This is a genomic window from Bacteroides cellulolyticus, from assembly GCF_025567135.1.
In the GTDB taxonomy this organism is placed as follows: Bacteria; Bacteroidota; Bacteroidia; order Bacteroidales; family Bacteroidaceae; genus Phocaeicola; species Phocaeicola cellulolyticus.
In genome coordinates this window covers 695,552-714,338 of record NZ_JAOQJJ010000001.1, presented here as the reverse complement: position 1 = coordinate 714,338, position 18,787 = coordinate 695,552, and the positions used below count along the sequence as shown (strand labels likewise).

The 18,787-nt window shown below is 39.4% G+C and carries 14 protein-coding genes; 8 read left to right on the top strand and 6 right to left on the bottom strand.

The genetic code is table 11. From position 1 onward, the window contains the following. Positions 1–97 precede the first annotated feature (97 nt). From OCV82_RS03085 to OCV82_RS03065, 5 genes are read left to right on the top strand one after another with little or no spacing between them, the layout of a single operon-like run. Complete coding sequence (locus tag OCV82_RS03085; protein WP_154043049.1) at positions 98–1,141, top strand: family 16 glycosylhydrolase; 1,044 nt, start codon at positions 98–100, stop codon at positions 1,139–1,141. 30 nt (positions 1,142–1,171) lie between these two features. Beyond that, positions 1,172–2,020: a fimbrillin family protein gene (locus OCV82_RS03080; protein WP_154043048.1), complete on the top strand. Its 849-nt coding sequence runs from the start codon at positions 1,172–1,174 to the stop codon at positions 2,018–2,020. 28 nt (positions 2,021–2,048) lie between these two features. Then, a complete protein-coding gene (locus tag OCV82_RS03075) occupies positions 2,049–3,770 on the top strand; it encodes a fimbrillin family protein (protein WP_154043047.1) in 1,722 nt (573 codons plus the stop codon). Positions 3,771–3,795: 25 nt separating this feature from the next. Continuing rightward, positions 3,796–5,331: a fimbrillin family protein gene (locus OCV82_RS03070; protein WP_154043046.1), complete on the top strand. Its 1,536-nt coding sequence runs from the start codon at positions 3,796–3,798 to the stop codon at positions 5,329–5,331. A gap of 20 nt (positions 5,332–5,351) precedes the next feature. Next, positions 5,352–7,589: a glycoside hydrolase family 3 N-terminal domain-containing protein gene (locus OCV82_RS03065; RefSeq protein ID WP_154043045.1), complete on the top strand. Its 2,238-nt coding sequence runs from the start codon at positions 5,352–5,354 to the stop codon at positions 7,587–7,589. A gap of 214 nt (positions 7,590–7,803) precedes the next feature. Here OCV82_RS03065 and OCV82_RS03060 read toward each other — a convergent pair whose 3' ends face one another. From OCV82_RS03060 to OCV82_RS03040, 5 genes are all read right to left on the bottom strand, one after another. Beyond that, positions 7,804–9,054, bottom strand: coding sequence for a hypothetical protein (locus OCV82_RS03060; protein WP_154043044.1), 1,251 nt, complete (start codon positions 9,052–9,054; stop codon positions 7,804–7,806). Positions 9,055–9,057: 3 nt separating this feature from the next. Beyond that, positions 9,058–10,716 (bottom strand): long-chain fatty acid--CoA ligase, encoded by a 1,659-nt coding sequence (locus tag OCV82_RS03055; RefSeq protein WP_154043043.1) that lies wholly within the window; start codon positions 10,714–10,716, stop codon positions 9,058–9,060. 187 nt (positions 10,717–10,903) lie between these two features. Continuing rightward, positions 10,904–11,878, bottom strand: coding sequence for a dihydroorotate dehydrogenase-like protein (locus OCV82_RS03050; RefSeq protein ID WP_154043042.1), 975 nt, complete (start codon positions 11,876–11,878; stop codon positions 10,904–10,906). A 13-nt stretch (positions 11,879–11,891) separates the two neighbouring features. Beyond that, positions 11,892–12,560 carry a YggS family pyridoxal phosphate-dependent enzyme gene (locus OCV82_RS03045; protein ID WP_154043041.1) on the bottom strand — a complete coding sequence of 223 codons (669 nt, stop codon included), beginning with the start codon at positions 12,558–12,560 and terminating at the stop codon, positions 11,892–11,894. A 14-nt stretch (positions 12,561–12,574) separates the two neighbouring features. Beyond that, positions 12,575–13,054 carry a DUF4494 domain-containing protein gene (locus OCV82_RS03040; protein ID WP_154043040.1) on the bottom strand — a complete coding sequence of 160 codons (480 nt, stop codon included), beginning with the start codon at positions 13,052–13,054 and terminating at the stop codon, positions 12,575–12,577. 168 nt (positions 13,055–13,222) lie between these two features. Between OCV82_RS03040 and OCV82_RS03035 the strand changes: the two genes are divergently transcribed. Together OCV82_RS03035 and OCV82_RS03030 are read left to right on the top strand one after the other, a co-directional pair. Next, positions 13,223–14,425 (top strand): pyridoxal phosphate-dependent aminotransferase, encoded by a 1,203-nt coding sequence (locus OCV82_RS03035; protein ID WP_154043039.1) that lies wholly within the window; start codon positions 13,223–13,225, stop codon positions 14,423–14,425. A 3-nt stretch (positions 14,426–14,428) separates the two neighbouring features. Then, positions 14,429–15,673: an ABC transporter permease gene (locus OCV82_RS03030; protein ID WP_154043038.1), complete on the top strand. Its 1,245-nt coding sequence runs from the start codon at positions 14,429–14,431 to the stop codon at positions 15,671–15,673. 88 nt (positions 15,674–15,761) lie between these two features. Here the strand turns inward: OCV82_RS03030 and OCV82_RS03025 are convergent, their stop codons facing one another. Beyond that, positions 15,762–16,463, bottom strand: a complete 702-nt coding sequence (locus OCV82_RS03025) for a Crp/Fnr family transcriptional regulator (RefSeq protein WP_154043037.1) — start codon at positions 16,461–16,463, stop codon at positions 15,762–15,764. A 181-nt stretch (positions 16,464–16,644) separates the two neighbouring features. On the opposite strand from OCV82_RS03025, the gene OCV82_RS03020 reads away from it, so the two are divergent. Next, complete coding sequence (locus OCV82_RS03020) at positions 16,645–18,780, top strand: DUF5686 family protein (protein ID WP_239469098.1); 2,136 nt, start codon at positions 16,645–16,647, stop codon at positions 18,778–18,780. The last annotated feature ends 7 nt before the right edge of the window (positions 18,781–18,787 follow it).

Here is an 18,787-nt window from a genome sequence, read left to right as displayed (position 1 = left end):
CTACTTCCTCTTAACATCCTGATACAAAGGTATAAAACTAAAGTTAATTATTAATGAATTATCCAACTTTGTTTGGATTTTAAATGGAAAACGATATATGAAAAGATACAATATGATATTGTTTGGTCTGTTGAGCATTGTTTTCACTTCTTTTTTTGCGAGTTGTGAAAAAGATGGGGAAATGGCCAAAGACAATAAGGAATGGGTTTTGGTCTGGTCGGATGAGTTTGACACTCCAACGTCAAATAATCGTCCGGATCCGTCTAAATGGACTTATGAGAAAGGTAATTCCGGGTTTGGAAATAATGAACTTCAAAACTATACAAGCCGTGAAGAAAATGTACATTATACAACGTATAAGGGAGTAAGTTGTCTTGCTATTACAGCGTTAAACGATAATTACAATAATGTGCAGTATTCATCGGCAAGAATAAAGACCGAAGGATTGTTTGAGATTCGTTACGGCCGTATTGAGGCACGTCTGCTGTTGCCTTACGGTCCTGGGCTTTGGCCGGCATTTTGGATGTTGGGAAGTGATTATTCTGAAAATCCGTGGCCTGCATGTGGAGAAATTGATATAATGGAAAATAAAGGTTATCAACCGAATATTGTATCAAGTGCACTTCATATGCCTGGACGCTATAGTGGAAATCCTGTTACAAAGACATTTGGGTTTCAGGATAATAGATTTGATGTTGATTTTCATGTCTTTGCTATTGAATGGTATAAAGAAAAGATTGATTTTTATGTAGATGATGTGCTTTATAATAGAGTAAAAGCTATAGATGTTACTGACGGAGAGTGGGTTTTTGACCATCCTTTCTTTATAATACTTAATGTTGCCGTAGGAGGTACCTTCGGTGGAAATCCTACATCTGAAACAGTATTTCCACAAACTATGTATATAGATTATGTGAGAGCATATAAAAAGAATGAAGATACATTGGTAGAGGTAACCCCACCTTCTGGTGATGTTGAAGATCCTGACGCAAATCCAGATGGTAGTGGTGACAATCCTGGTAGTGGTGACAATCCTGGCGGTGGTGACAATCCTGATGAAGAAATTTCTTCAGATGGTACAATAAACGATTGGGATCACGATGACGAAGATAAAGGTTCTATAAATACAGATGCACAATAATTTTTAGTTTAATTTTTAAATGTATAATATATGAAAAAACGTAATTTATTTTTTAGTTTAATTGTTTTAGGTCTTGTTTCTTGTAACAATAATATTGAAAGTATCAGGATAGGTAATGATATGCTTTTTTCTGCAAAAGTTGATCACTATTCTAGTAGAGTCACTAATAATCAATGGGATGGTGATGAACTGATTGGAGTAAGTCTTGGAGGTGATGCTTCATATAGAACATACAATGTTACTGCTTCTGGTGAAATGAGTTCTGATAATCCTTATATATGGGAAGGAACAGCTGTTGATGTAAAAGCTTGGACTCCTTTAACTGAACAGCCTATTGATTTGAAAGATCAGAGCACTGAGGAAAAATTTTATAATTGTGATTTGCTGGCTTGTCAGACTAAAGCTGAATCTGCAAATGTACAACTGGCTTTCAATCATCAGATGACAAGAATGTGGTATATGATTCAAAACTATGGTGAATACACGGCTGAAGAAGCGCAAGCGGCTAAAGTTTATTTTATAGGTTATGGTTCGGTTACTAATGCTAATGGAACAATCGCTACTCAAGGTGAAGCAGACCAGCTTATATCTACTTGTCCTGCCGGAGAATTGACAGGTGAAGCGTTATTGGCACCATGTGAAATGTGGGGAAAACCATTGATAAGAGTTGAAATAGGAGGTGATGTACATATATATACACCAAGTCTGGATGTAGCAAGTGATACAGAAAAAAATACAGGAGTACTTGTTTCAGGATCAAGACAAATGTATTATTTACAAATTACTAAAAAGAAGATTTATGTAACCTTGGGTGCAACCATCAACGATTGGGGCTCTGAAGGCTCTGATAAGGGGCCGATTTATCCGGAAGCGCAATGACATCCTATAATAACTATGATATAAAGATATGAAACTATATAATTTATGTTTAGAACTGACAGCCTTGTGTATTGTTTCCTGTACCACTGAAAATAATCTTGATACAAGCAGGGATGGAAACATGATGTTTTCTGCAGGTATAGGCGAGTTTGCAAGTAGGGTTATGAACAACGGTTGGGAAGGAGACGAAACAATTGCTGTTTGTATCGGTGAAACTGTAAAATCTTACAGCATTACTAATACTGGTACAATGAGTACTGAAGAAGAAGGTTTTGTCTGGGCTGACGATGCTACATCAGTCAATGTTAAGGCCTGGACGCCTTATACAGAAACGTCTATTGATTTGACACAACAGACCACAGTTGAAAATTCATCAGATTGCGATTTGCTTGCTTGTGAAACTACAGCGACATCTGCAAATGTGCAATTGGCTTTTGACCATAAAATGACGAAAATGCAGTATATGCTTCAGACTTATACAGGTTATACTGATGAAGAAGCAAAGAATGCAAAGATTTCGTTTTTTGGATATGCTTCGGCAACATTCACTAATGGTATTGTTACTCCTGTAGGGAATCCTGATAATCTGATTCCGACATATAAAACGAGTGATTTCAATGGTGAAGCGCTTTTGGCTCCTTGTGACATGTGGGAAAGGCCATTGATACAAGTAGAAATTGGAGGGGATATTTATGTCTATACACCAAGTAAAAGTGTTACATCAGATTTTGAAAAAAATACAGGGGTACTTGTTCCTGGAATAAGACAACAATATTTCTTGCAGGTAAGCAAAAAGGGATTGCAGGTAACGATGGAGAGTGATCCTGTTAATTGGGGCGGTAATCAGGAAATTACAGACGTTGCTGATTCTAAGTTTAAGGCAGTAGTACCGAATGAAATTTTTCGTCTGGAGGGGTACTCTGTTACAGGTATTGAAGCTGATGGATTCATAAGTGATGCCACTACAGGTTTTTCTATTACATACACAAAAGGCACCGTTAGTGACGGTATTGATTTTGAAGGAATGTGCGATAGGAAACGTACAGTAGGCCCAAATGCGAATACAGTAACATTTAGTTTTACCAATATACGTTCTGATATAAAACTTGCGTATATGCCGGAATATATGGAAGTAGGTTATTATTTCTATAGTGACGGAACATACGGAGATACATATAAAGATAACCAGACTGTAGGTATTATATATAAAATAGGTCAACATAGTACAGATAATGTAAATAATTATCAAGGTACAGGTATTACTGAGATACATGGCTATGTAGTTGCTTTAGATGATGAGAAAAACAGTAGCAGTACAAGTGCTTTTAAATGGAAAGAAGGAGTTGGGGCTTTACATAGTGATGAATATCCCGAAATTGGTATAGATGGTGGCAATACTTCCAAATATATCGGTTATCAGAATACAAAATATCTCATTGAAAAGGCCGCTTCTCAAGATGGAACGACAGTACCGGCAGCATCTACTTCTACAGCAAAGAACTCTTCAAGTGTTATATACGGTACTTCTGGTTGGTATTTGCCTTCGCATACGCAATTGAAGGATCTGGAGTCTCTTGCAGGTTTTTCAGAACAAGGATATGCAGCCTTGGATGGTACATACTGGGACAGCTCGTTTGATGGTGATGCCAATGCTTATATAGTAGTATTTGCTAGTGGTGCAATAAGTAGTACAGAATTTTTTAGGGCTGTGAATTCAGAGCAGAAAGTACGTCTGATACTTACATTCTAATAACTCATAATTATTTTTTTAAGTTATGAAACAATTATATTTACATATAAAACTTGCAGCTTTATCTATGTTGCTGTTTTCTGCCTGTACACAAGATGAAATAATGAATCAGGCAAATGTAGAAAGGCCTGTGACGGATGAGCTATTGAATATAGGCAGCGTTAATGTGAATAATTTTGCAGAAAACACAGAAAGTCGTGTGATAAACGACAGCAAGACGGTAACTTTTGAGGCTGGTACAAATATCAATGATGCTAACGGCGATGAATTAGGCGTATTGCTTATTGATGATTCAGGAGAAGCTTATGCCAATGTGGCGTTCAAGTACGTAAATCAGAATGGTGAAAACAAATGGCTCAATAAGACAAATGAATATTATAGCAGCAAAATTAAAAAAGCTATTGCTTACTTTCCTTATACGGAAATGACTGATTTACCATCAACAAAAGAAGAACTAAAAGAGATTTTTATAAATAAAGATGCCGGGTTTAAAGAGAAAGATTTGCTTGTATCAGAAGCAAAAGAATTTAAAAAGGCAACTATGGATATAAATTTCACTCATGCTTTTTCTATGATTGCGTTTTCTGCAGAAGCAATTGCCACAACATCTAAAAATACAGAAGTGACATATTCATTGGAGTTATCAGATGTCGCTTTTTCTATTGGTGATAAATTATATACACCGGAACTGGTAAATGGCAGATATGTATGTATTGTTGATGTGCCTCAGTTACAGAAAGATGATTTCAGGTATTTCTATACAGTGGATAATCAATCTTATGTGAAAACTATTAGTGGAAATCCAATAGAAATTGAGAGTAATAAGAGTTATACTTTCAAATGTCCTGTAAATCAGACAGGAACATCCGGTATTGCTGCAGGAGATTTTTATTGTGTGTCGTCGTCTAATGATGTATTGGTGCTTCCGGGAAATGCAGCCGGTGTTCCTGAAGGATGGACTTGTAAGGGAATAGTATTTCATATAATGGATGAAAGTGGTAGTCCTAGTGAATGGAATACTTTCGTGACGAATAATGAATTGACTGAAAGCGACATCCCGGGATACAACGGAAAGCATGGTCTGGTGGTTTCTCTTATAAATGACAATAATTATGGCACACCTACTAATAATATAGATTCTTGGAGTAACTGTTTTACTGATTATAATGATTCTGGAAATACAGATTTGTCCAATGGGTATAAGATGACAAAATTGTTAACAGACAACGCAAGTGATAATGGTATAACATTTACAGGATTGAATCTTCATAAAGATGAAATTATTGCTGGTACTACTTCATGGTATATACCATCGTTCAACGAACTTAAATATCTTGTGAGAGGTGAAAATTCAGGAACTCCATCTGGCGAAGGATTGGAATATGTTAATGGTCAGCTAAGTAAAATAAATGGAGAAGAGTTATCAGGAAGTATTCCTTCTGTTACTTTCATTAATAATAGTGATGTTTCTGGATTCTGTCTTATGCAATCAGACGGACAGGAGAATGGCTGGCATGGTATTCCTGGATCTGAAAAGATACGTCCTATTTTTGCGTTCTGAAAAAATAAATGTACAATACGATGAAGAAAAATCTTTTATATGCTGTGGTGTTGGCTGCATCCCTGATTGGATGCAGTCAACCGCAGGACAATAATACGGAGATAGAGAACAAGGTAGAAGCTTTGCTTCAAAAAATGACAATTGAAGAAAAACTTGGTCAGATGAACCAGCTCAGCCCTTGGAATTTTGAAGAACTGGCTGCACGTGTGCGCAAGGGTGAGGTAGGTTCCATCCTTAATGTTGTCAATCCTGAAGAGATAAATAAGATACAGAAAATAGCCGTTGAGGAATCTCGTCTGGGTATTCCTATTCTTGTTTCGCGCGATGTTATTCATGGTTATAAGACTATTTTCCCCATACCGTTGGGACAGGCTGCTACTTTCAATCCTCAGATTGCTGAAGACGGTGCCCGTGTGGCTGCCATAGAAGCATCGGCAGACGGTATCCGTTGGACATTTGCGCCTATGATAGATATATCCCGTGATCCGCGCTGGGGACGTATAGCCGAAAGCTGTGGTGAGGACCCTTATCTTAGTTCTGTGATGGGTGCTGCCATGATTAAGGGGTATCAGGGAGATTCTTTGAATGATCCTACAGCCATTGCTGCTTGTGCAAAACACTTTGTGGCATACGGTGCTGCCGAAGGCGGTAAGGACTACAACTCGACTTTCATTCCTGAACGTGTACTACGCAATGTATATCTTCCTCCTTTCAAGGCTGCTGTTGAAGCCGGATGTGCCACTTTCATGACTTCGTTCAATGATAATGACGGTGTGCCTTCTACAGCCAACAAGTTTGTCCTGAAAGATGTTCTTCGTGACGAATGGAAATACGACGGTATGGTGGTTACAGACTGGGCTTCGGCTGCAGAAATGATTAATCATGGTTTCTGTGTTGACGGTAAGGATGCAGCAGAGAAGTCTGTAAATGCCGGAGTGGATATGGAAATGGTGAGCGAAACTTTTATTAAAAATCTGAAACAGTCTGTTGCAGAGAAGAAGGTTTCAATGGAGACTATAGACAATGCGGTGAGAAACATCCTTCGTCTGAAATTCCGTTTGGGATTGTTTGAAAATCCTTATGTTGTCACTCCTCAGACTGTGAAATATGCCGATGCACATTTGCAGGTTGCAAAGACAGCAGCAGAGCAGTCGGTTATCCTTCTGAAGAATGATGCACAGACATTGCCGTTTACTGACAAGGTTAAGACTGTTGCAGTGGTTGGCCCTATGGCTGATGCTCCATACGAGCAAATGGGTACATGGGTATTCGATGGTGAAAAGGAACATACACAGACACCTCTGAAAGCTATCAGGGAAATGTATGGCGACAAGGTGAACGTAATCTTCGAACAAGGATTGGCATACAGCCGCGACAAGAATGTTTCAGGCATTGCAAAGGCTGTAAATGCGGCACGCCGTGCAGACGTTGTGGTATGTTTTGTAGGTGAAGAATCAATCCTTTCGGGTGAGGCTCATTCTTTGGCAAATCTTGATTTGCAGGGAGCACAGAGTCAGCTGATCAAATCGCTGGCCGCAACTGGCAAACCTGTGGTTATTGTAGTTATGGCGGGACGTCAGCTTACTATTTCTGATGAGGTTGAGGTTTCGGATGCTGTTCTTTATTCGTTCCATCCGGGAACAATGGGTGGCCCTGCCATTGCAGACATTCTTTTCGGAAAGGTAAATCCTAGCGGTAAGACTCCTGTTACATTCCCTCGTATGACAGGTCAGGCTCCAATCTATTATGCTCATAACAATACAGGACGTCCTGCAAATCCTACAGAGATGCTTATTGATGAAATCCCTGTTGAGGCCGGACAGACTTCTGTGGGATGCCGTTCGTTCTATCTTGATGCGGGAAATTCTCCTTTGTTCCCGTTCGGATACGGTCTGTCATATACAAACTTTGAGTACAGTGACCTGAAACTGGCTTCTGATAAGCTTACAGTTGACGGAGAGGTTAATGTGAGTGTAAACCTTAAGAATGCCGGCAAGTATGACGGTACTGAAGTTGTACAATTGTACGTACAGGATAAGGTTGGCTCTGTCACTCGTCCGGTTAAAGAGCTTAAGGCTTTCCAGAGAGTGGAACTTAAAGCAGGGGAGAGCAAGACTGTTACATTCACTCTTCCTGTATCGGATCTTGCTTTCTGGCGTTATGATATGACTTACGGTGTAGAACCGGGAGACTTCAAACTGTGGGTTGGAACAAACAGTGCTGAAGGCTTGTCGGCTGATTTCACAGTCATTGATTGATACTGATTATTGAAGCTTTGCAACTTCAACTTCATAGTTGAAAATGCTTCTTTACTTTATATTTATAGATAAAAATAAAACGTGCGCACATTTCACTTTAAACGTGCGCACATTCAATACAAAACGTGCGCACATTTTACTTTGAACGTGCGCACGTTTTTTTCGGCTATGAAAAAGGCTTGAATGCCGTTTTGATTTTTTATAAAATTATTTGTTAGAAGATTACCAGACCTGCTTCAACAGTTGGATTTTTTGAGTATGCCTGATTATTCTTATATGTTCTTGTCCATGAATAACCACCGGCAATGAAAACGCCCAATCTCTTCAGAGGATTATATTCCAGTCCTATTCTCGGCTGAATTGAATATAACCTGTTTGGTACATTGGTATTGCCAAGTGTTTCAATATGGCTATATCCTATGTCGGTATTCAGGTGAAGTCTGTTTTTTATTAGCGGAAATGCAAGACCTGTTCTGTATGTACCTGCCACAGAAGCTTTGTCGGTAAGTTCACCAAGTATCATTCCGGCTTCCAGCTGTGTGTAAATCATTTTGTTTTTGAATTTTACGGCAACATTGGCTTTATTCAGATTGCCGCCGGATATTATGAGTTGTGTACGTGTCTGTGGTTTTATATTGATTATACCTACCTGACGTGCGCAACTGTCGCCGTTTATATTCAATATTCCTATCTGTACACCTTTGCTGCATTTATTACTTACATTGGCTATACTCAATTGCAATCCTTTGTTATCGCCGGAGTAGTTGGCAATAACACCGATCTGTACTCCCTGATTAATTACACTCACGTTGCTCAGTGCCGCAAACTGTAAACCTTTATTACTGTTTCCGGCTATGTTCATCAATGATGAAATCTGTGCTCCCCGCATGTCTCCACCACTTACATTTGTAAGACCGCCTATACCAATTCCCTTATGCTCGTTTCCTGCTATATTGGCAAGGCCTGATATCATAAGACCTTTCATATCTACTGAGCCCATATTCATGAGTCCGGTAATCATGAGACCTTTCTGATTGTTGCCTGCTAGGTTACCTATACCGGAAATCTGGGCACCGAATGTTGATCGTCCGCTGATGTTGAATAGTCCTCCAATTCTTAGTCCGTGAGATTTTATTCCGGATATATTGGCCAAACCAGCCACCTGCATTCCGGAACTTCTGTTGCCTACGATGTTTACAAATCCTGACAACTGGAGTCCTGATGATCTTTGGTGTACTACATCGGAGATAATATTGATGCTGGCTCCGTTAAGATTCTGGTAATTACTGAACAAGCCAAGATTGAAATATGTCTTGCGTGTATCGGGTTTGTGGCTGTTTATGCTCAAGGAAATATTCCTTCCCTTCTTTAAGCCGTATTCTTGAGCATATATCGGGGATAACATTGTTCCTGTCAGGATTATAGCTGACAGGAACATTCTGATATTTGTAGAGTGTTTTTTCATTTATTATTTAACGTCTTGATACAAGAATCGTTTTATACTCTTCTTAGGGGTCTTCTCGAATTCTTCAGGGTAAATCTTAACTCGTGCAATCTGTGAATAAGCCGGAAGTTCGGAGTTGAGTGTGTTTCTGTTTTCTTCCATAGCCTTTTCTATATCTGCATTGCTCATTCCGTGTGAATAGGCTTCATCGAAATCAGGGTATATCAGAGCAGCCAGCTTATGGTCTTCCTGTTGTATGATAATGCTTTCACAAACGAATGGCATATTGTTAAGTTTATCCTCTATTTCTTCAGGATATATGTTCTGGCCTGAAGGTCCCAGAAGCATGTTTTTGCTTCTTCCCTTTATTGTGATATTGCCATCCTTGTCCATAATTCCAAGGTCGCCGGTGTGAAGCCAACCGTCTTTATCTATTGCTTGGGCTGTGGCTTCCGGATTCTTGTAATAGCCAAGCATCACGTTATCACCTCTGGTAATGATTTCGCCTACAATGTTTTCAGGATCAGGACTGTCTATCTTTACCTCCATACGCGGAGCGGCCTTACCGCATGATCCCGGTTTGAAGCGCTGCCAGTCTTCGTAACAGATTATAGGACCGCATTCAGTCATTCCGTAGCCTACCGTGTAAGGGAACTCTATACTCTTGAGCAGTTTTTCCACATCCTGATTGAATGCTGCACCTCCGATGATTACTTCGTAGAAATTTCCTCCGAAGGCCTGTACCATGTGCTCTCTGACAGTAGCTTTTATCTTGTCGTTGATGATAGGTACTTTGAGCAGTATTTTCATCTTGAGGGTTTCCAGTTTAGGAAGTACATTTTTCTTGATTATTTTTTCAATAATCAGAGGTACTGATATTACAATGTTTGGTTTGACATCTGCAAATGCCTGGAATATGATTTTCGGACTTGGCATACGTGTAAGGAAATATACGTGGCATCCGGTACACATTTCGTATATGAATTCGAATGCCAGACCGTACATGTGCGCCATAGGAAGTATTGATATTACTCTGTCGCCTGGTTTGAGTGACAGCACTTCGAATGCAAACTGTGTGTTAGACCACAATGATCTGTATGGAAGCATTACTCCCTTAGAGAAACTTGTTGTACCTGAAGTGTAGTTTATGATTGCAAGTTCTTCCGGATTGTCGCGACGGTATGACACATGTTCGCGTCGGAAGTTCTTAGGGAATTTCTTACCGAACATTTCATTAAGATGTTCTCTGGCATAAAGGAGCTTTTCGCTTCTGCATACCAGCAGAGTGAAGTCTGTCATAAGTATGATACCTTCGAGTGACGGCATTTCTGCTTCATTGAGGTTTTCCCATGCCATATCACCTACAAACAAGATACGTGCGTCAGAGTGATTTACTATATTGTGTACATTGTCCGGCTTGAATTCGTGAAGAATAGGTACTGCGACGGCACCATACGTAAGAATAGCCAGAAATGCTACTCCCCAGTGCGAGCTGTTTCTGCCACACAGGGCTACTTTGTCACCCGGTTTGACACCGCTTTCTTCTAAAAGAATATGAAGTTTTTCGATTTTTCTGGCTACGTCCTTATATTGGAGTGTGGCGCCTTTATAGTCTGTCAGAGCATCAAGATCCCAATTTTTCTTGATACTTTCTTCGATGAAAGCTATAAAACTTTTTTCCATAATTGATTATTTGATTGTGCACAAGATTCAGTGTGTAGTGCAAATATACAATTTAGTTATTACTATTCCAATTATTTGTCAATAAAACGTAATAAAATGAAAGGTGTTCTCGAATAATAGTTTTTATAATGTTTTTTAACTATTATCGGGAACACCTTTCTGTGTATATCAAGCTTGTATATTTACATTATTCGTGGTTGCTGTAGTATTTCATGAACTGTGTTCTTTCGAATGGGTTCACGCTTCCTGCAGCTTTAGCGTTCATGATGCCTTTCATGCTTTCAATGTTTTCGTAGCCTTTTGATTCCATCCATGAAGTAAGCTCTTTAAGCATTTCAGCTATTTCCTTTTCGCCGTACTTGTAGATTGCGCTGCATACTTCTACGGCGCTTGCTCCGGCAAGAATTGATTTGATTACACCTTTACCGCAGTGAACACCACCTGAGATAGCGTAATCTATCTGTGGAACTGATGCAGAAGCTATAGCTGTCCATCTGATTTTTTCAGCAAGTTCATTTGATTCACTCATCACGTTAGTGCTTGTGAAAGTCATTGTGTCGATGTTGATGTCAGGCTGGTAGAAACGGTTGAACAATACTACTGCTGCGGCTCCGTTGGCATAAAGCTGATTGATGAGTGCTACAGGATTAGTAAGGTTGCTGCCCAGTTTCATTATCACAGGAATGTTTACAGCTTTCTTGATGTTTTTCAATACATCGATGTGCAGCTGTTCGAAGCTTCCGTATGTATAGTCTTTTTCTGACTGCAATGAAAGGATATTGATTTCAAGTGCGTCTGCACCTGCTTCTTCCATATGCTTTGCAAAGTCTGTCCATTCGCTTGTCGAGTAGCAGTTGATGCTTGCTATTACAGGTATGCTGCAAGATTTCTTGGCTTCTTTAATGAGTTCGATGTGTTCGTTTAACGCATTCGAACGTACATATGCATTAAGATAATCGTCGGCTTCAGGAGCTCCGTATCCGCTCATCTGTCCTGCATGTATGTTTATCTGTTCTTCGAATACTGATTTCAGAACAACGGCACCTGCACCTGCAGCTTCCAGTTTTTTGATTTTCTCTACGCTGTTAGTTAAACCTGAACTGCTTACGATAACAGGATTTTTAAGTTTTAATCCTGCAAAAGTTGTTGATAATTGTGTCATAATAAATATGATTTTAATAGTTTCTTATTCCAAAAATTTTACTTCCGATTCTTACAAGTGTGCTGCCATGCTTTATTGCCAGATGATAGTCGTCCGACATTCCCATTGACAGTTCTCTGAATGAGTCGCAGTCCTTGAAAACTGTTGACTTCAGCTCGTTGAAATATGCGGCAAGCTTGGTGAATTCGCTTTCTATCATTGCGTCATCATCGGTATTTGTTGCCATACCCATTATTCCGCTTATACATACATTCTTCAGCTCTTTCCAGCTGCCATCTTTGAGCATTTCTGTGCATTCTTCGGGAGTGAATCCGAATTTTGTTTCCTCCTGCGCAATGTGTATTTCAAGCAGGCAAGGTATAATCCTGTCTGATTTTGCCGCCTGCTTGTTTATTTCTGCCAGCAGCTTGTACGAATCTACGGCATGAATCATAGATATATATGGTGCAATGTATTTCACTTTGTTTGTCTGCAAGTGACCTATGAAATGCCATTCAATGTCTTTCGGAAGTATGGTGTGTTTTTCCTCCAACTCCTGTACCTTGCTTTCTCCGAAAATTCTCTGTCCTGCATCATAAGCTTCTTTTATGGCTTCTGCCGGATGGAATTTCGATACTGCTACGAGTTGTGTGGTTTGTGGCAACTCTGCCTTTATCTCACTCAATATTGCTTTTATATCCATGATTGGTTTTCTCCTTATCTGTTTGCTGCATCCGGAAACTCAGGTTTCACGTCAGGCTCTGCTGAATATGGATACACGTCCATGATAGCTGTTTCGGCTACGGATGCTATGACATAGTCTGCCATTGTTCCTTTCATGCCTTCGTCAAGTTTCTTGATTGAATCCTTCAGATCGGCAGCCTGTACAAGTACGTTTGTTGCCGTTTTCTTTTCTGCTCCACTCTTTTCGTCAAGAGTGATGAAATATAATTTACATTTGAACCATTTGTCGGCTTCATCGTCTTCACAGAAAAAGAGTTCGCTGTAGTTGGCTCTCTTTATGTCTGAGACAGTGAATTCACCGCTTATGAATGGTGTTATCTCTTCTATTATTCTTGATTCAGCTTCAGTAAAACTCAAGGCATCTACCAGATAAGGCTCTGTCACCTTTTTGTTCATACCGTTTTCCGCTACTTTTTCGTATCTGATTTTGCATTCAAACCAATTATGCATCATGTCTTTTTACTTTTTTAAATTAAATAGTACGTATAATTTAGTTTGACAAAGATAGTATTTATTTGTTAACGGTGTACGAAAACGGACAAAACTTTCTTGTCGGTTAGTTGTTTTATTTAGCTAATCAGTTTATATTTGCAGTCAAAATTTTATATAACATAATAAATTATGCCACAAATATCCATTAGAGGAAACGAAATGCCAGAATCGCCAATCAGAAAATTGGCACCATTGGCCGAAGCTGCGAAAGAAAGAGGTATTCATGTGTATCACTTGAATATAGGTCAGCCTGACCTGCCTACTCCACGAGCGGCCCTTGAGGCAATTCGTAACATAGACCGTACTGTTCTGGAATACAGTCCGAGCCAGGGATATAGGAGCTATCGTGAAAAACTGGTAGGTTATTATAAAAAATACGACATAAATCTTACTGCTGACGACATTATCATCACCACAGGTGGATCGGAAGCCGTGTTGTTTGCTTTCATGAGTTGCCTTAATCCGGGTGACGAAATTATAGTACCTGAACCTGCATATGCCAATTATATGGCTTTTGCAATTTCAGCCGGTGCTATTATCAGAACCGTAACAACTACCATTGAGGAAGGATTTTCATTGCCTAAGGTAGAAAAGTTCGAGGAACTCATAAACGAACGTACCAAGGGTATCCTTATATGTAATCCTAATAATCCGACCGGATATCTTTATACACGCAGGGAGATGAACCAGATACGCGATTTGGTGAAGAAGTATGATTTGTTCCTGTTCTCGGACGAAGTATATAGGGAGTTTATTTATACAGGTTCACCTTATATATCTGCATGCCATCTTCAGGGTATAGAACAGAATGTGGTCTTGATAGATTCTGTATCGAAGAGGTATTCTGAATGCGGAATCCGTATCGGAGCCCTGATTACCAAGAATCCGGAGGTACGTAAGGCTGTGATGAAATTCTGTCAGGCAAGGCTTAGTCCTCCATTGATTGGTCAGATTGCTGCTGAGGCTTCACTTGACGAGCCCGAAGAATACTCACGTGAGACTTATGACGAGTATGTGGAACGCAGAAAATGTCTGATAGACGGACTGAACAGAATCCCAGGTGTATATTCACCTATACCTATGGGTGCTTTCTATACTGTAGCTAAACTTCCTGTTGACGATAGTGAGAAGTTCTGCGCATGGTGTCTGTCTGAATTCGAATACGAGGGTGAAACAGTTATGCTTGCCCCTGCAAGCGGTTTCTATACTACACCGGAAGCCGGAAAGAATGAAGTCCGACTGGCTTATGTGTTGAAGAAAGAAGATTTGGTTCGTTCGCTTTTCGTTCTGAGAAAGGCACTGGAGGCATATCCGGGAAGAGTTGACGAATAAAATATGAATTGGAAATTGTTCATTGCCCGTCGTATCTACAAGAATAACGACGGAAACAAAGAGGTATCAAAGCCGGCTGTGCGCATTGCCATGGCCGGCATTTCTATTGGTCTAGCCGTGATGATTGTCTCGGTGGCAGTGGTTATCGGCTTCAAGAATCAGGTACGCGACAAGGTGGTGGAACTTGCTTCTGAGGTTATAGTGACCAGCCTTGACGATGCGCAGCTTTATATGACGGCTCCTATACAGGCAAGCGACAGTCTGATGGAGGCGTTGTCCCAAAAGCCTGATATAACTCATGTACAGCGGTATTCGGTCAAACCTGGGATGATAATGACATCAGACAATTTCCAGGGTATGGTAGTGAAAGGAGTGGGGCAGGAGTATGACCTGAGCTACATCCGCGAGCATATCGTTGAAGGAGAGATACCGGTTTTTACTGATACTGTTGCCACCAATAGCGTGATAATCTCAAAATCTATAGCCGACAAGCTGAATATTAAGACCGGTGACAGGATTTATACATATTATGTAGATGATAATGTGCGTGCACGAAGGTTGACTGTTTCGGCAATTTATCAGACTAACTTTTCGGCTTTCGATGATTATTTCCTGCTGACAGACATTTATACAGTGAACCGTCTCAATAAATGGGAAGCTGATCAGGTGAGCGGTATAGAAATAAATGTGGATGATTATTCGCGTATTGATGCTGTGAATGATGATATTCGTACCGGATTATTTGAATCCTCTGACAAATACGGACAGAACTATTTCTCGCGTACCATAGTTGAGGCAAATCCACAGATATTTGCATGGCTCGATTTGCTTGATCTTAATGTCTGGGTGATATTGATACTTATGACCGGAGTGGCAGGTTTTACCATGATTTCAGGTTTGCTGATAATAATACTTGAACGTACCAACATGATTGGTGTGCTGAAGGCTATGGGGGCGGACAATAATTCCATAAGGAAAATATTCCTTTCGTTCTCAGTGTTCCTGATAGGCAGGGGAATGTTGTGGGGAAATGTGATTGGGCTCTCACTTTGTCTGATACAGTATTTCTTCGAACCGATGAAGCTTGATCCTTCTGTATATTATGTAAGCTCAGTGCCTATTGAGCTGAATGTTCTGATTTATATTTTGCTTAATCTATTTACATTGATTGTATCTGTATTGATGCTCGTGGGCCCATCTTATCTTATAAGCAGAATTCATCCTGCGCGTTCCATCAGATATGAATAAAAAAAGTGATATAAAACGAAATGTCCGATACAATGGCTATTTTACCTTGTATCGGACATTTCGTTTTATATATCATCTTTTGGTGGGATTAACCTATCTTGCTGATTTTTTTCAGCTTTTCTTCGTCGATAAGTTTTATCTTTCTTCCGTCAATTATTATTAGTTTTTCTGAGGCAAAGTTTGAAAGCGTACGTATTGCGTTCGATGTTGTCATATTCGACAAGTTTGCCAAGTCTTCGCGTGAGAGGTATATACTAAGTGTACATTGGTCTTCTTCCACTCCGTATGTATCTTTCAGGAACAGCAGAGATTCTGCAAGTCTTCCGCGTATATGTTTCTGTGTAAGGCTTACTGTCCTTTCATCCGAAATACCCAAATCTATAGAAAGTTGTCTGATGAAGAAAAGTCCAAGCTGTGCATTTTCCTCCAGAAGCTTGACTATACATGTCATTGGTATAAGACATATTGTGCAAGGCTCGAATGCAGCTGCTGCAGTAACAAAATTTTCATTGGCAAAATATGCCCTGTAGGCGAAGTATTCTTTGTCTTTGATAACTCTTATTATCTGGCTTCTTCCGCCGACCCCGTCTTTATAGATTTTTACTTTTCCTTTAAGCAGGCACATTAAGTGCTTAGGAGTTTCCCCTTCACAATAGATTGTTTCGTTTTTCTTATACTTTTGAATTGTAAAGTTCTGCGCTAGATAATCTCTTTGAGCGTCTGTTAATGGTTGCCATAAATCGGGAATACTTTCGGCAATCTCAGTCTCAGATAATTCTTTTTTTACCATAGATGTTATAAAAACGTGTTATATAGCACAAAGGTAAGAATAAAAAATTAAAAAACTGTTTTTTTACGATTAAAAATAACAGTTTCAACGGGTTTTGATTATTTTTGTTTCTGTTATGTCGTATATGCTAAAATATACAAGGTTGAATTTAGTGCGTCTGTTTTTAATATGCTTTTGTATAATGATGCCGTGGTTTGGGAAATCGGAGAATATCGTTTCGCTATTTCCCAAAGACCGTGTTGTTCCTGATTCTATTTTGGGTAAGATGTATTCGTCGGCATCCATTTATTCCAATGAAGTAAAGAGCTACAAGGCAAATATGTATCTGAAAGGTACTATAACAGTGCATAACCGGAACAGGATTATAAAGTATATTCCGTCAATGTTCAAGCTTGAGGATAGTATCCGTAACTATATGCACGAATCAATAAGTGAACTTCAATATACTGCTCCTTCCATTTATGACAGAAAGATAAAGGCTATGGTATCTACTTTCAGGAGCCAGAGAGGGCAGATATTCGATATCATGGACTATATGAAGTTCAATGTTTATTCGTCGTCATTAATGGGCGATAAGGTGTTGTCGCCATTAAACAGCCAGTCTAAAGTTCATTATAAATATATGCTGGACAGTGTGTCGATAATAGACAATAAGCCTTGCTGTAAGATACGTGTTCAGCCTAAGTATAAGAGTACGAAACTTGTTGACGGTTATATGTGGCTTTATGCCGATGATTGGTCAGTACACAGTTTTGATTTTGAAGGAGAGTATGATTTGATAGATTTCAGGATAAAGGCCAATATGGGTAATACTCCGCAGACGAAATTTCTCCCGTGCTATATGGATATTGATATGAATTTCAAGTTTCTGAAAAATCATTTACAGATGAGGTATTATGGATGGCTGGATTATACCGAGGTAAAATTCACTGAACTGGGAGAGATTATATATCTGAAAAAAGACAGAAGTAAATATAATCTGTCGAATTCATATACATTGACTTGTGATACCACACGTCTGGTGACCGATATTGATTCGTTTTCAAAAATAAGGCCTTTTCCGCTTACATATGAAGAAGAGATGCTCTATAAGGATAAAATAGACCGGAAGATGATTGACAGGCAAAAATGGGTGAAAGATTCTATAGAGAACCTGAAGAAGCCTAAAAGTCAGGTCTTCCTGGGACAGGTGGGTGATGCTTTGATAAACTCGTATGATATTGACTTGCCCAAAGTGGGAAGTATTAACTGTTCGCCTATAATTAATCCTCTGTTGCTTAGTTACAGTCATCGCAATGGTATATCATACAGGCAGGTTTATAAATATAACAAATTGTTTTATGACGGGCGTTTGTTGAGGATAGCCCCACAGATAGGTTTCAATTTTACCAAGAAGGAGCTGTACGCTAAGGCTGACGTAGAGTATGTTTATAATCCAAGGAAACACGGCGCTTTGGAATTGCATGTTGGAAACGGTAACAGAATTTATAGTAGTGTTGTGCTTGATCAGCTTGCTGCTATGCCTGACAGTACATTTTCTTTTGACGGATTGAATTTGGATTATTTCAAGGATATATACGTAAGTCTTTCACATAATATAGAGATAATAAACGGATTGAATCTTTGGACGGGTCTTTCAATGCATTGGAGATATACGAAAAGCACTCCGGAGTTGGATGCAAGGGTTCGTTCAAAATATAACAGTTTCGCTCCACGTGTGAGGATAGAATGGACTCCTGGAATGTATTATTATATGAATGGAAACAGAAAGGTTAATGTGGGTTCGTATTATCCAACTTTCATAGCTGATTATGAGCGTGGTATCAAGGTCTTTAAAAGCTCAGGTGAGTATGAGCGTCTGGAGTTGTCTGCAGAACAAATTATCAAGGTCAGGGATATTCACAACATTGCATATCATGTAGGATGCGGATTCTTTCTGAATCAGGAGGATGTGTATTTTGTGGACTATGTAAATTTTGCAAACAGAAATCTTCCTCAAGGATGGAATGATGATATTGGAGGTACTTTTCAGATGCTCGATGGAAGATGGTATAATGCTTCAAGCCATTATGTACGTGGAAATATGACTTATGAATCACCGTTCATATTGCTTTATCCTGTCAGCAAGCTTCTTTCCTTCATTCAGAAGGAAAGAATATATGCCGGAATATTGTTTATGCCTCACCTTAATCCTTATTTCGAAATAGGCTATGGTATAGGTACACACATATTTGATGCCGGTGTATTTATTGGGAATGAACGTGGAAAATTTACCTCTGTAGGTTGTAAGTTTACGTTCGAATTGTTCAATAAATAATGTATAA

Excerpts from the sequence above, each read along its gene's own strand:
- OCV82_RS03040 (WP_154043040.1), bottom strand. The coding sequence starts at position 13,054 with ATGATGCATAATTGGTTTGAATGCAAAATCAGATACGAAAAAGTAGCG.
- OCV82_RS03065 (WP_154043045.1), top strand. The coding sequence starts at position 5,352 with ATGAAGAAAAATCTTTTATATGCTGTGGTGTTGGCTGCATCCCTGATT.
- OCV82_RS03035 (WP_154043039.1), top strand. The coding sequence starts at position 13,223 with ATGCCACAAATATCCATTAGAGGAAACGAAATGCCAGAATCGCCAATC.
- OCV82_RS03020 (WP_239469098.1), top strand. The coding sequence starts at position 16,645 with ATGATGCCGTGGTTTGGGAAATCGGAGAATATCGTTTCGCTATTTCCC.
- OCV82_RS03080 (WP_154043048.1), top strand. The coding sequence starts at position 1,172 with ATGAAAAAACGTAATTTATTTTTTAGTTTAATTGTTTTAGGTCTTGTT.
- OCV82_RS03055 (WP_154043043.1), bottom strand. The coding sequence starts at position 10,716 with ATGGAAAAAAGTTTTATAGCTTTCATCGAAGAAAGTATCAAGAAAAAT.
- OCV82_RS03060 (WP_154043044.1), bottom strand. The coding sequence starts at position 9,054 with ATGAAAAAACACTCTACAAATATCAGAATGTTCCTGTCAGCTATAATC.
- OCV82_RS03050 (WP_154043042.1), bottom strand. The coding sequence starts at position 11,878 with ATGACACAATTATCAACAACTTTTGCAGGATTAAAACTTAAAAATCCT.
- OCV82_RS03075 (WP_154043047.1), top strand. The coding sequence starts at position 2,049 with ATGAAACTATATAATTTATGTTTAGAACTGACAGCCTTGTGTATTGTT.
- OCV82_RS03030 (WP_154043038.1), top strand. The coding sequence starts at position 14,429 with ATGAATTGGAAATTGTTCATTGCCCGTCGTATCTACAAGAATAACGAC.
- OCV82_RS03025 (WP_154043037.1), bottom strand. The coding sequence starts at position 16,463 with ATGGTAAAAAAAGAATTATCTGAGACTGAGATTGCCGAAAGTATTCCC.
- OCV82_RS03085 (WP_154043049.1), top strand. The coding sequence starts at position 98 with ATGAAAAGATACAATATGATATTGTTTGGTCTGTTGAGCATTGTTTTC.
- OCV82_RS03070 (WP_154043046.1), top strand. The coding sequence starts at position 3,796 with ATGAAACAATTATATTTACATATAAAACTTGCAGCTTTATCTATGTTG.
- OCV82_RS03045 (WP_154043041.1), bottom strand. The coding sequence starts at position 12,560 with ATGGATATAAAAGCAATATTGAGTGAGATAAAGGCAGAGTTGCCACAA.